The sequence below is a fragment of the Pseudomonas sp. AOB-7 genome (assembly GCF_003696305.1).
Classification (GTDB): domain Bacteria; phylum Pseudomonadota; class Gammaproteobacteria; order Pseudomonadales; family Pseudomonadaceae; genus Aquipseudomonas.
Map to the genome: position 1 here is coordinate 804,933 of NZ_RFFK01000001.1, position 12,900 is coordinate 817,832.

Consider the following 12,900-nt stretch of genomic DNA (forward strand, 5'->3'; position numbering starts at 1 on the left):
GCGAGCCCCGCGATGATCGAACATATCCGCAACAGCCTGCAGGAAGCCCAGCGCGCGCTGGAGGCCTTCCTCGCCAACGAGCAGACCCTGGGCAATATCCAGCAGGCCGCCGAGCTGCTGATCGAAAGCTTCGAGGCCAAGGGCAAGGCGTTTTCCTGCGGCAACGGCGGCTCGATGTGCGACGCCATGCACTTTGCCGAGGAGCTGACCGGGCGCTACCGCAACAACCGCCCCGGCATCGCCGCGGTGTCGATCAGCGACCCCAGCCATATCAGCTGCGTGGCCAACGACTTCGGCTACGACCACATCTTCTCGCGCTATATCGAGTCCCATGGCCGCGCCGGCGACGTGCTGATCGCCATCAGCACCAGCGGCAAGAGCCCCAACGTGGTCAAGGCCGCCGAAGCGGCCAAGGCCCTGGGGGTGAAGGTGGTGGCCCTGACCGGCAAGCCCGGCTCGCTGCTGGAGAGCCTGGCGGACGTGTGCATCTGCGCGCCCGGCGGCGACTACGCCGACCGCGTGCAGGAGCTGCATATCAAGGTGCTGCACATCCTCATCGAGCTGATCGAGCGCAAGCTCAGCCCGCAGAACTACGCCTGAACCCGGGCGCCCCGCTCGCTAGCGGTCGATCACCTGCCCACGCATCGGCGCCAGGCGCGCCAGCAGGCGGTTCTGCGCCGGCGTCGGCACCCCCTCGGCGTCCATCGCGTCCTGCAGGTGCTCGACCAGGGCGTTGAAATCGCTGGGGGTCAGGCGCAGACCCTTGTGGCTCTCCTCCATGCTGTCGCCGGTGTAGACGCAGGGGCCGCCGCTCTCGAAGCACAGCTGCTCGATGAGTTTGTCGCGCAGGCGCTCGATGTCGATATCGAGAAAGTGCCGGGCGATGCGCGGATCGCGCGCGCTGCCCAGCAGCATGCCCTCGACTATCCGCACGATACCCGGCTCCGCACCCAGGGCGCGGTACAGGCCGTCGTCGCGCGGCGCCTGCTGGGCGCAGGCCGCCAGCAGCAGCGGCAGGCAGAGCATGGCCAGGCGCATGTTCAGAAACTCCCCTGCACGGACAGGTAGACGCCGTCCTGGTGGTCCAGCGTGGCGATCTCGCCGAGCCGCGCGTAGGCCAGCACCAGGGCCAGGTGCTTGTTCGGAAAGTAGCCGACGAACAGATCGGCCCAGTCGCTCTCGCCGGCGAAACTCAGGTTGTCGGGCTTTTCCCGGTACTCGATGCCCACCGCCCAGTGCCGATCCAGCAGCACCGCCACCGAGCCCTCCTTGAGCCAGGAATGGCGGTCGCGGCGGTCGCCGCCGAAGCCCAGCAGGCCCAGTTCGTTGGCCCGGCTGTAGCGCAGGTTGGCGTTGAGCAGCAGGTTGTAGCCGAAGGCGCCGCCGAGAATCAGCCGGCTGGCCGCCAGGTAGCCTTCGCTGTCCTCGCGACGCTGCGCGCCGACCAGGCTGGGCACCCGGAAGTCGCGCTGGCGCTTGTGCTGCAGGCCGAGGGCAATCTGCGGCAGGCGGTCGTAGATCAGGTCGCCGGCCAGGCGCAGCTTGAGGCCGAGCACGTCCTGGCTGAGGCTGTTGTCCGGCAAGTGCAGGTCGCGCGCCAGGGTGCCGAGGTCGAAGCGCTGGCGCGCGTAGGACAGCTCGATGCGGTTGCCGTAGGCCGCCGCCACACCGGCCACGTCGAGGCGGTAGTCGCCGGTCTCGACGCGGGTGGCGAACACGTCCGCGCCCCATTCGCCGCGCTCGCCGTAACCGGCCAGCACCGCCCAGGGCATGATCCCGCCGCCGGCGGTTCCCTCCAGGCTGGTGGCGCCGCCGGTGGCCAGCAGGCGACCTTCGCCGGCGGCGGCCAGCTCGGCGCACAGGCACAGACCCGACAGACAGGCGAGTCGCATGTTTCAGTGCACCTTGGCCAGGGGGGAACGGTAGGGTTGCGCCAGCCAGGCCTCGAAGGCCGCGGCGGCCAGCGGCCGGCTGATCAGGTAGCCCTGCGCGGTGTCGCAGTGCCAGCGCTGCAACAGGCTCAGACTGGGCGCCAGTTCGACACCCTCGGCCACCACCTTGAGGCCCAGGCTGTGGCTCATTTCGATGGTGGAGCGGACGATCACCGAGTCCTCGCTGTGGTCGTCCAGCTCGCGCACGAAACTCTGGTCGATCTTCAGCTCCTGCACCGGCATGCGCTTGAGCTGCGCCAGCGAGGAGTAGCCGGTGCCGAAATCGTCCACCGACAGGCCGATGCCACAGCCGCGCAGGCCGTGCAGCACCTGCAGCGCGCGCTCGGGGTCGAGCATCACGCCGCTCTCGGTGATCTCGAAGATCAGCTGCTCCGGCGCCACCCGGTAGTGCGCCAGCAGCGCGCCGACCCGCGCCGGCAGGTCGGCGTCGAGCAGGTCCTCGGTGGAGATGTTCAGCGACAGCTGCACCCAGACGCCGCGCCCGTCCCATTCCTGCAGCTGGCGCATGACCTCCTCGATGACCCAGGCGGTGAGCAGCTGGATGCTGCCGGTGCGCTCGGCCAGCGGGATGAATTCGCCGGGCGAGACCATGCCCAGCTGCGGGTGCTGCCAGCGCAGCAGCGCCTCGGCCTGGCGCACGAGGCCCTCGCGGATGTCCAGCTTGGGCTGGTAGTGCAGCAGCAGCTGGCCCTGCGCGGCGGCGTGGCGCAGGTCGCGGATCAGGCGGATCTGCCGCTGCTGGGCGGCGTCGCGGCCCTGCTGGTAGAGCTGCAGGCGACCGGGGTGCTGGGCGGCGTCCTGCATGGCGATGCGCGCACGGCGCAGCAGATCGTCCGGCGTGTCACCGTCGGCCGGGTAGGCGGCGATGCCGATACGGCAGTCCAGGGCGACGTCCAGGGTGCCGATGCGCAGCGGCTTGAGCAGCAGCTGGTGCAGGCGGTCGGCGCTGGCCACCGCGCTGTCGCCATCGCACTGCTCCAGCAGCAGGAGGAACTCGTCGCCCAACAGGCGCGCCAGGCTGTCGCCGGGGCGCAGGGTCGCTTGCAGGCGCCGGGCCAGCTGCTGCAGGGCCAGGTCGCCGCCGCCCTGGCCGCAGCTCTCGTTGATCGCGGCGAAGTTGCCCACGCCCAGGTACAGCAACGCGGTGGGTCGCCCGGCGGTGATCGCGCTGCCCAGCCGCTCCAGCGCCAGGGTGCGGTTGGGCAGGCCGGTCAGCGCGTCGTGCAGGGCGTTGTGCGCCAACTGCCGCTCGCGTTCGGCGATGCCGCGCTGCATGTCGTTGACCGCCAGCGCCAGCAGGCCCAGCTCGTCGCTGCGGGCCAGGGCCACCGGCTGCTGGTAGTCGCCGCGGCCGATGCGCTGGGCGGCAGCGGCCAGTTCGCGCACCGGCCGCGACACGCTGCGCGCCAGCAACAGCGCGCCGACCAGCGAGGCGAGCATGGCCCCCAGGCTGATCAGCAGGATGCGTCGATCCAGCGGCGCGAACGCCGCCTCGGCCTCGCCGAGGGATTTGTGCAGCAGCGCCTCGACCCGGTAGCCGGAGCCGCTGGCCAGTTGCAGGTGCTGGCCGAAGTAGTGCTCGCTGCCGTCGTCGAGGCGCTGCGGCATCGCGCCGGCCGCCTCCATCTGCGCCTCCAGCAGGGCCTGGGCGCTGCCCGGCAGGGTGCTGATCCAGGTCGGCGCAGCGCCGTCGCGACTGGCCACCAGGCTCAGTTCCAGGTGGGTCAGCTCACGCAGTTGCAGGGCGAATTCGCGATCCACGGCAAAGCCCATCAGCACCCGGGCGATCGGCAGCGGCGCGCTCACCGTGGCATCCACCAGCAGGTAGATCTGCCTGCCGATGGGCAGCAGGAACAGCCGCGGGCCGTCGCGCCGCGGCAACTGCAACTGGCCGTCGAGACGGGCCAGCGCCTCGGCATCGATGCCCGGGTCGGTGCTCACCTGCAGGCTGCCATCCAGGCCCAGGAGGAACACGGCGCCGGCGTTGATGCGCGCGCCCTGGTTGGCCAGCGCCGAACGGATGGTCGGCGCATCGCCGCTGGCCACCGCGTCCTTGAAGCCGAAATCGGCCGCCAGCACCTGGGCGGCCTGCTGCAGCTGGTCGCTGCGCAGCGCCAGCAGTTGCTCGAAGACCCGGCTGCCGACGTTCAGCTGCTCCTGCGCCTGGGCGCGCACTGCGGCATCGGTGGCGGCCTTCACCGCGACATAGAGGGCGCCGATCACCACCAGCAACAGCAGGACGAGGACGCCGGCGATACGCGCCTGGAAGCTACTGCGCAGCATCTTCGGCGGCTTTCCTGAAGGCCTCGCCGAACGCGCTCGGCGCCGGCGGCGCGGGTGGCTCGGCGGGGCCGCTGCTGGCCAGGACGAAACGCTGGCTCGGCGCCTGGGCGTCGAACTGCAGCTCTCCGGTGGCCTGCGGCAGCAGCTGCGGGTTGCCCGGGTGCCACAGGGTCACGGCGTAGCGCCCGGCCGGCAGCTCGGCGATGGCGGCGCGGCCGTGCTCGTCGCTGACGGCGAACCAGGGGTCGTCGGTGACGTAGATATAGCCGAGCATCCAGTCGTGGATATTGCAGCCGAGCACCACCAGCCCGGGCTTGTCGAACAGCACCGGCTCGCTCGGCGTGCCCTGGTACAGGCGCAGCTCGAAACGCTTGGCCGGCGAGAAGGAATAGACCTGGTGGCGGATGTCGTCGCTGTTGGGGAAGGACACCGAGGTACCGGTGCGCACCGCCAGCACATGGGGCAGGAACTGCTTGTTGCGCTGATCCATGCGCGCCGGCGACGGCAGCTGGGGCGCGTCCAGCGGGCCGCGCAGGCTGATCACCGCATCGGCCAGGGGCTGGCCGGCGGCGTCCACCAGCTCGGCCTGCAGCGCCGCGGCATGCGCCGAGCCGTGCAGGACCAGAACGGCGAACAGAACGAGGGGGAGCAGGCGGGAATTGCAACCAGTCATGCGCGTACCTTGGCCCGAGCCGAAGGCCGGACGTTCACAGGATTACATGCCGTCCTGGCAACCGAGTTTGGCGTACTGAGATGACAGCCTAGCTGGCCGGCGGCGAACCGGCCAGCGGCAATTGGCCAGCAGCGGCGCTATTCGCTGCGCAGGCGCTTGGGCGTGAGGCCGAGGTAGCGGCGCATCGCCGTGGTCAGCGCGCTCTGGCTCGAGAAGCCGCATTCCTCGGCGATCCGCACCAGCGGCAGCTTGCTCTCGCGCAGCAGCCGCGCGGCACGGTCGAGGCGGGTCTTGAGCAGGTACTGGTGCGGGGTGAGGCCGACGCTGTCCTTGAACTGGGCGTGGAAATGGCTGGGGCTCAGGCACATCACCTGGGCCAGTTCGGCGACGCTGATGCGCCGCGCCAGGTGCTCGCCGATATAGCTGTCCAGGCGCTGCAGATCCAGGCTGCCCTGCGGCCGCCAGCGCTGCTCGCCGAACAGGCGCAGGTGCAGCGCGCGCAGCAGCACGCCGCCGAGGGAACGGGCCAGGATCGAGTCGCTGCCGTAGCGTTCCAGCTCGGCGCCGGCATAACTCAGCAGGTGCTGGAAATCGACGTCCAGCGCCGGATAGCGCGGGGTCTCGAACAGGCGGTGGAGCAACTCCAGGTCTTCGCTGGGGGTGTCCTGCTCGTCGAGGTCGAGGATCAGCATGCGGTTGTCGCCCATGCCGGCGAACTGGTGGGCGGCGTCGCCCGGCACCAGGCAGGCGCGCATGCGGCACACCTCGCCGCCGCGGCCGCCGACCTCGAATTCGGCGCGGCCGACCAGGGACATCACCAGCTGGTGATGGTCGTGGGCATGGACATGGGCCTGTTCATCCAGGCGGATCACTCGGGCTTGCAGCATCGCGAAAGACTGGCGGCACAAAACAAGGGTTGCACTTTACTCCTTAATCGCAAAAAACGCCGCAACCCACGACCAGCGGACGGGTTGCACCTTTTCCAACGCACGCACCAGATTGGGCAGCGAAATCCGCCCAGGCGCCATTAATGGGCACAGCCGGCGCCGCGGCGCAGCCGCCGTGCCCAGGCAATCCGGGCATTGCCGGCGGCTGGCAGGAGAGTTGCTTGAGCGAGATCCAATCGACATGGCTCAGCCAGCGGATTCAACCAAGCGAGGCCCCATGAATCTGGAACTCTCTATCGCCCTGGCCCTGGGCGCCGTGCTGCTGACCCTCGGCCACTGGCTCAGCCAGCGCGCCGAACGCCGCCATCACCTGGCCCTGGGCCAACTGGAAAGCCAGACCCTGCAACGCTGCCTGGAACTGCTGCAGGCGCTGCAGAAGCATCGCGGCCTCGGCGCGCAGCAAGACATCGCCAGCGTCAGTCAGCGCAACGCCCTGGCCCGCCAGCTCGATGCGCTGTGGCTGAACTGGCCCGGCGCCAGCCTGCAGCTGCCGGCGCTGCAGCAGCACTGGCCGCAGCTGCGGCGCAAGCCCGCCGACTTCGAGGCGCACAGCAAGCTGATCGAGGCCCTGCTGGAAGCCATCGAGCAGCTGGAAGACCGCCTCTACCAGCACGAACACCCGGCCATCCGCGGTCTCGGCGAGGCCTGCCGCGCCCTGGAAGACCTCGCCCGCCTGCGCGGCCTGGCGGTGCGCGCGGCCAACTACTCGCGCTGCCCGCCCGGCCTGCAGATGCAGATGCGCTTTCTCTGCGAGCGCCTCGACGAACAGGGCCAGGACCAGCCGCTGCACGCCCTGCTCGAGCGCCTGCGCCATGAGCTGATCGACGCGCCGCAGGTGCGCCTGGCCCCCGCCGACTGCTTCGCCCTGCTCACGCCGCTGATCGAGCAACGCCTGCAGGGGATTCGCCTGAATCTCGCTTGAACAGAGCCGTTGAAAAACCCCGAGCACCGCCCCATCTAGCACTTAACGTGCAAGCAAAGGTGCTCCATGAACGATCAGGACATCACCCCCGACGCCGCCGCAGAAGGCGCCCAGACGCACGGCACCAGCCTGGTGCTGCCCGCCCAGCGCCTGCCGGACAAGCTCTACGTCATCCCCATCCACAACCGCCCGTTCTTCCCCGCTCAGGTGCTGCCGGTGATCGTCAACCAGCAGCCCTGGGGCAAGACCCTGGAGCGCGTCGGCAACACCGACCACCGCTGCCTGGCGGTGTTCTACGTCGACACCCCGCCCGGCGACAGCGGCGAATTCGACCTCGACAAGCTGCCCGAGCACGGCACCCTGGTGCGCGTGCACCATGCCAGCGAGGACGGCGGCAAGCTGCAGTTCGTCGCCCAGGGCCTGGCGCGGGTGCGCATCCGCGGCTGGCTCAGTCGCAAGCCGCCGTACCTGGCCGAGGTGGAGTACCCGCAGGCGCCGGCCGACCCGCGCGACGAGGTCAAGGCCTACGGCATGGCGCTGATCAACGCGATCAAGGAGCTGCTGCCGCTCAACCCGCTGTACAGCGAGGAGCTGAAGAACTACCTCAACCGCTTCAGCCCCAACGACCCCTCGCCGCTCACCGACTTCGCCGCCGCCCTCACCACCGCGCCGGGCGCCGAGCTGCAGGAGGTGCTGGATACCGTGCCGATGCTCAGGCGCATGGAGAAGGTGCTGCCGCTGCTGCGCAAGGAGGTCGAGGTGGCGCGCCTGCAGAACGAGCTGTCGGCCGAGGTCAACCGCAAGATCGGCGAGCGTCAGCGCGAATTCTTCCTGCAGGAACAGCTCAAGCTGATCCAGCAGGAACTGGGCATCGTCAAGGACGACCGCAGTGCCGACGCCGACGAGTTCCGCGCCCGCCTGGAGGGCAAGACCCTGCCCGAGCAGGCGCGCAAGCGCATCGACGAGGAACTGAACAAGCTGGCCATCCTCGAGACCGGCTCGCCGGAATACGCCGTCACCCGCAACTACCTGGACTGGGCCACGAACCTGCCCTGGGGCGTCTACGGCCAGGACAAGCTCGACCTGGCCCATGCGCGCAAGGTGCTGGATGCGCACCACGCCGGCATGGATGACATCAAGCAACGCATAGTCGAGTTCCTCGCCGTCGGCGCCTTCAAGGGCGAGATCGCCGGCAGCATCGTGCTGCTGGTCGGCCCGCCCGGGGTGGGCAAGACCAGCATCGGCAAGTCCATCGCGGAAAGCCTGGGCCGGCCCTTCTATCGTTTCTCGGTCGGCGGCATGCGCGACGAGGCGGAGATCAAGGGCCACCGCCGCACCTATATCGGCGCCATGCCCGGCAAGCTGGTGCAGGCGCTCAAGGAAGCCGAGGTGATGAACCCGGTGATCATGCTCGACGAGATCGACAAGATGGGCGCCAGCTACCAGGGCGACCCGGCCTCGGCGCTGCTGGAGACCCTCGACCCGGAGCAGAACGTCGAATTCCTCGACCACTACCTGGACCTGCGCCTGGACCTGTCCAAGGTGCTGTTCGTCTGCACCGCCAACACCCTCGACTCGATTCCCGGGCCGCTGCTCGACCGCATGGAGGTGATCCGCCTGTCCGGCTATATCACCGAGGAGAAGCTGGCCATCGCCAAGCGCCACCTGTGGCCCAAGCAGTTGGCCAAGGCCGGCGTGCCCAAGGCGCGCCTGTCCATCAGCGACGCGGCGCTGCGTGCGGTGATCGAGGGGTATGCCCGCGAGGCCGGCGTGCGCCAGCTGGAGAAGCAGCTGGGCAAGCTGGTGCGCAAGGCGGTGGTGAAACTGCTGGACGATCCCGAAGCGAAGATCCGCATCGGTGCCAAGGACCTGGAGGAAGCCCTGGGCATGCCGGTGTTTCGCAACGAGCAACTGCTGGCCGGCACCGGCGTCATCACCGGGCTGGCCTGGACCAGCATGGGCGGCGCCACCCTGCCGATCGAGGCGACGCGCATCCACACCCTCAACCGCGGCTTCAAGCTCACCGGCCAGCTCGGCGAGGTGATGAAGGAGTCGGCGGAGATCGCCTACAGCTACGTCAGCTCGCACCTGAAGCAGTACGGCGGCGACCCGGCTTTCTTCGACCAGGCCTTCGTCCACCTGCACGTGCCGGAAGGCGCCACGCCCAAGGACGGCCCCAGCGCCGGCATCACCATGGCCAGCGCGCTGCTGTCGCTGGCACGCAACCAACCGGCGAAAAAGGGCGTGGCGATGACCGGCGAGCTGACCCTGACCGGCCAGGTGCTGGCCATCGGCGGGGTGCGCGAGAAGGTGATCGCCGCGCGGCGACAGAAGATCTTCGAACTGATCCTGCCGGAGGCCAACCGCGGCAGCTACGAGGAGCTGCCGGACTACCTCAAGGAAGGCCTGACCGTGCATTTCGCCAGGCGCTACAGCGATGTGGCCAGGGTGTTGTTCGAGTAGAAGCAGCGGCAAGCGGCAAGCTTCAAGCAAAAGCGGCGGCAGGAATCGTCGGGCGGAGCGCTGCGCGCTCCCTGTTGGGCTTCGCTGCGCTCAGCGCCAACCTACCCGGTGGCCTGCTCCTGGCCAATGCGGCTATGCTGGGGGCGTTTCGCCGACAGGAATCCGTCATGACCGCCGCCTTCCGCCTGCTGCCCCTCGCCAGCCTGGCCCTGCTCGCCGCCTGCGCGCAGAAGCCCAGCACCCAGACCCTGACCCAGGAGCAGGGCAACAAATGCCCGCTGAGCCTGGACCTGGGCCAGCAACTGATCCTCAGCCTGCCCAGCAATCCCACCACCGGCTTTCGCTGGGTGCTGCGCGACGGCGCCGAGAGCGTGTTGCAGAGCCTCGGCCCGGAGGTCTACAGCAACCCGGAGGACGCCGGTCTGGTCGGCGCCGCCGGTAAATCCACCTGGCGCTTCCAGACCCGCGAGCGCGGCGAGGGTCGCCTGCTGCTGACCTACCAGCGCCCCTGGGAAACCGACGTGGCGCCGGCCAAGACCTTCGATTGCGAGTTGCGGGTGAAATAAGGGGCCACCCCGATTCGCCCGGTAGGAGCCCGCTTGTGGGCGATCTGCAGATGCCCTGGATCGCCCGTGGCACACCTCGCTCCGTAGGGCGGATGTCGCTTTTTACATCCACCACAGCGGTGGATCGATAAAGCGCGATCCACCCTGCGCCGAGCCTCCGTTTCGCGATACGGCTGGCATCAGCCCCGCAGCCCGGATGCAATCCGGGACGCCTCCCGACAGCGCCCCGGCGTGCCTGCCGGCGACCTCAGCTCTTGAGCCGGTAGCCGGTCTTGAAGATCCAGCCCACCAGCAAAATGCACAGCGCCAGAAACCCCAGGATCATCGCCAGACTGAGGCCGACGTTGACGTCGGAGACGCCGTAGAAGCTCCAGCGGAAGGCGCTGATCAGGTACACCACCGGGTTGAACAGGGTCACCGTCTGCCAGGCCGGCGGCAGCATGCTGATCGAATAGAAGGCGCCGCCTAAGAAGGTCAGTGGCGTGACGATCAGCGCCGGGACTATCTGCAGCTTCTCCCAGCCGTCGGCCCACACGCCGATGATGAAACCGAACAGGCTGAAGGTCAGCGCGGTGAGCACCAGGAAGGCCGCCATCCACAGCGGGTGCTGCACCTCGAAGTCGACGAACAGGCGCGCGGTGAGCAGGATGATGATGCCGAGGATCACCGACTTGGTCGCCGCCGCGCCGACATAGCCGACGAGGATTTCCAGGTAGGACACCGGCGCCGACAACAGCTCGTAGATGCTCCCCGAATACTTGGGCATATAGATGCCGAACGAGGCATTGGAGATGCTCTCGGTGAGCAGCGCCAGCATGATCAGCCCCGGCACGATAAAGGCGCCGTAGCTCACCCCCTGCACCTGGGTCATGCTCGAACCTATGGCCGAGCCGAACACCACGAAGTACAGCGAGGTGCTGATCACCGGCGTGGCGATGCTCTGCAGCAGGGTGCGCCAGGTACGCGCCAGCTCGAACAGGTAGATGGCCTTGATGGCATAGAGGTTCATGCGCGCGACTCCTTGACCAAGGACACGAAGATTTCCTCCAACGAACTCTGACTGGACTGCAGGTCCTTGAAGTCGATGCCGTGCTGGGCCAGGTCGCGCAACAGCTCGGCGATGCCGGTGTGCTCGTGCTGGGCGTCGAAGGTGAACACCAGGGCATGGCCCTGGTCGACCAGCTCCAGGCCGTAGCGTTCCAGCTCGGCCGGCACGCCGGCCAGCGGCTGCTGCAGCTGCAGGCTCAGCTGCTTCTTGCCCAGCTTGTGCATCAGCACCTGCTTGTCCTCCACCAGAATGATCCGCCCCTTGCTGATCACGCCGATGCGGTCGGCCATTTCCTCGGCCTCCTCGATGTAGTGGGTGGTGAGGATGATGGTCACGCCGCGCTCGCGCAGGCGCCGCACCATGTTCCACATGTCGCGGCGCAGCTCGACGTCGACGCCGGCGGTGGGCTCGTCGAGAAACAGAATCTGCGGCTCGTGGGACAGTGCCTTGGCGATCATCACCCGGCGCTTCATGCCGCCGGACAGTTCCATGATCTTGGCGTTGCGCTTGTCCCACAGCGACAGGTCCTTGAGCAGTTGCTCCAGGTAGGCCGGATCGGGCTTCTTGCCGAACAGGCCGCGGCTGAACTTGACCGTCGCCCAGACGGTTTCGAACACGTCGCTGACCAGCTCCTGCGGCACCAGGCCGATCTGCGCGCGGGCCGCGCGGTAGTCGCGGACGATGTCCTTGCCGCCGACCAGCACCTGCCCGCTACCGGGATTGACGATGCCGCAGATGATGCTGATCAGGGTGGTCTTGCCGGCGCCGTTGGGGCCGAGCAAGGCGAAGATCTCGCCCTGGCGAATGTCCAGGTCGATGCCCTGCAGCGCCGGATGGCCCGACGCGTAGGTCTTGTTCAGTTGTGAAATGGAGATGACCGACTGCACGGTGGAGTCCTTGCCTGCGGAAAAACCACAGAGTGTAGAGCCTGACCACCAGGACAGGGCAAGCACGGATCACTGCGTTGCACAAAAACGTCGGGCCAGTTGCTCGGTCTCGAAGTGCGCGGTGAGAAAGTCGACGAAGGCGCGGGTCTTGGCCGGCAGCAGGCGCTGGCTGGCGAAATACAGCGAGATCGGCCCGGCATCGACATGCCAGTCCGGCAGCAGGCGCAGCAGCGTGCCGCGCTCGAGGTGCTCGGCGACGTCGGCCATGGTCAGCAGCGCCACGCCCATGCCGAGCAGCGCGCAGTGGCGCAGCGCCTCGGGATCGTCGAGCAGCAGGTGCGGGCGCAGATTCAGCGCCGCTTCCTCGCCGCTGGCATGACGCAACTGCCACTGGCGCAGCTTGCCACTCTGCCGCGAACGCATCAGCAGGCCGTCGAACTCGGCCAGTTCGCCAGGGTGCCGCGGCAGCGCGCGGCCCTGCAGATAGCCGGGCGCCGCCACCGTCACCAGATGCGCCGGGGCCAGGCGCCGCGCCACCACCCCGGGGGCCAGCTCGATGCCGCCGCCGATGGCGGCGTCGAAACCCTCGCCGATCAGATCGACCTGACGATTGTCCAGGTGCCAGTCCGGCAGCACCGCCGGGTAGCGAGCGAGAAACGCCGGCATCAGCGGCAACAGGTGATCGCGGGCGAAGGCCGGTGCGGCGCTGAGCCTGAGAGTGCCGGCCGGCTCGCCGGCGGCGCCGCTGAGGTCGGCGATGGCCGCCTGGATGCTCGCCAGGCCGCCGCTGACGTTGCCGAGGAAGCGCTCGCCGGCCTCGGTCAGGCTCAGCCGGCGGGTGCTGCGCAGGAACAGGCGCACGCCCAGGTGGCGCTCCAGCTGGGCAACGTTGCGGCTCACCGCCGCCGGGGTCAGCGCCAGACGCCGAGCGGCGGCGGAGAAGCTGCCGAGCTCGGCGCTGCGCACGAAGGATTCGAGGTTGGCCAGGCTTTCCATGGGACGGGGTTCCTGTCGCGTAGCGGGCGAGCTGTTACCGGTCTGGTGCGCATGGCGCACCAGAGCCGATTGGGTGCGCAAGCTATATTCAAGCATTGCTTGAAGGTGATTCTAGCCATTACCAGCTACTGCGCAAAACTGCAAAGGCGTTTCATAGCCTCAC

The 12,900-nt window shown here is 68.5% G+C and carries 12 protein-coding genes; 4 read left to right on the forward strand and 8 right to left on the reverse strand.

All coding sequences use genetic code 11. The features are described 5' to 3' along the window. The first annotated feature begins 12 nt into the window (after positions 1-12). Positions 13-600, forward strand: coding sequence for a D-sedoheptulose 7-phosphate isomerase (lpcA, locus tag EA796_RS03895; protein ID WP_122107590.1), 588 nt, complete (start codon positions 13-15; stop codon positions 598-600). 18 nt (positions 601-618) lie between these two features. Here lpcA and EA796_RS03900 read toward each other — a convergent pair whose 3' ends face one another. From EA796_RS03900 to EA796_RS03920, 5 genes are all read right to left on the reverse strand, one after another. After that, positions 619-1,038, reverse strand: coding sequence for a group 1 truncated hemoglobin (locus EA796_RS03900; RefSeq protein ID WP_021442098.1), 420 nt, complete (start codon positions 1,036-1,038; stop codon positions 619-621). A gap of 2 nt (positions 1,039-1,040) precedes the next feature. After that, positions 1,041-1,892, reverse strand: coding sequence for a DUF3034 family protein (locus tag EA796_RS03905; protein ID WP_122107591.1), 852 nt, complete (start codon positions 1,890-1,892; stop codon positions 1,041-1,043). A gap of 3 nt (positions 1,893-1,895) precedes the next feature. Continuing rightward, positions 1,896-4,235: a bifunctional diguanylate cyclase/phosphodiesterase gene (locus tag EA796_RS03910; protein WP_122107592.1), complete on the reverse strand. Its 2,340-nt coding sequence runs from the start codon at positions 4,233-4,235 to the stop codon at positions 1,896-1,898. Beyond that, positions 4,222-4,908 (reverse strand): methylamine utilization protein, encoded by a 687-nt coding sequence (locus EA796_RS03915; protein ID WP_122107593.1) that lies wholly within the window; start codon positions 4,906-4,908, stop codon positions 4,222-4,224. The genes EA796_RS03910 and EA796_RS03915 overlap by 14 nt, the downstream gene beginning before the upstream one ends. A gap of 137 nt (positions 4,909-5,045) precedes the next feature. Beyond that, entirely contained in the window at positions 5,046-5,795 is a 750-nt protein-coding gene (locus EA796_RS03920) for an AraC family transcriptional regulator (protein ID WP_031304255.1), read from the reverse strand. A gap of 277 nt (positions 5,796-6,072) precedes the next feature. On the opposite strand from EA796_RS03920, the gene EA796_RS03925 reads away from it, so the two are divergent. From EA796_RS03925 to EA796_RS03935, 3 genes are all read left to right on the forward strand, one after another. Next, complete coding sequence (locus EA796_RS03925) at positions 6,073-6,777, forward strand: hypothetical protein (RefSeq protein ID WP_021446369.1); 705 nt, start codon at positions 6,073-6,075, stop codon at positions 6,775-6,777. A 66-nt stretch (positions 6,778-6,843) separates the two neighbouring features. Further along, positions 6,844-9,240: an endopeptidase La gene (gene lon, locus EA796_RS03930; RefSeq protein ID WP_122107594.1), complete on the forward strand. Its 2,397-nt coding sequence runs from the start codon at positions 6,844-6,846 to the stop codon at positions 9,238-9,240. 167 nt (positions 9,241-9,407) lie between these two features. Beyond that, positions 9,408-9,806, forward strand: coding sequence for a protease inhibitor I42 family protein (locus EA796_RS03935; protein ID WP_122107595.1), 399 nt, complete (start codon positions 9,408-9,410; stop codon positions 9,804-9,806). A 247-nt stretch (positions 9,807-10,053) separates the two neighbouring features. Here EA796_RS03935 and EA796_RS03940 read toward each other — a convergent pair whose 3' ends face one another. The 3 genes from EA796_RS03940 to EA796_RS03950 form a co-directional block, all read right to left on the reverse strand. Beyond that, positions 10,054-10,815, reverse strand: coding sequence for an ABC transporter permease (locus EA796_RS03940; protein WP_021446366.1), 762 nt, complete (start codon positions 10,813-10,815; stop codon positions 10,054-10,056). After that, the gene (locus tag EA796_RS03945) at positions 10,812-11,741 is read right to left on the reverse strand and encodes an ABC transporter ATP-binding protein (RefSeq protein ID WP_122107596.1); all 930 of its coding nucleotides are present in this window, start codon (positions 11,739-11,741) and stop codon (positions 10,812-10,814) included. Before EA796_RS03945 ends, EA796_RS03940 begins: the two co-directional genes overlap by 4 nt. A gap of 69 nt (positions 11,742-11,810) precedes the next feature. Continuing rightward, entirely contained in the window at positions 11,811-12,737 is a 927-nt protein-coding gene (locus EA796_RS03950; protein ID WP_122107597.1) for a LysR family transcriptional regulator, read from the reverse strand. Positions 12,738-12,900: the final 163 nt, after the last annotated feature.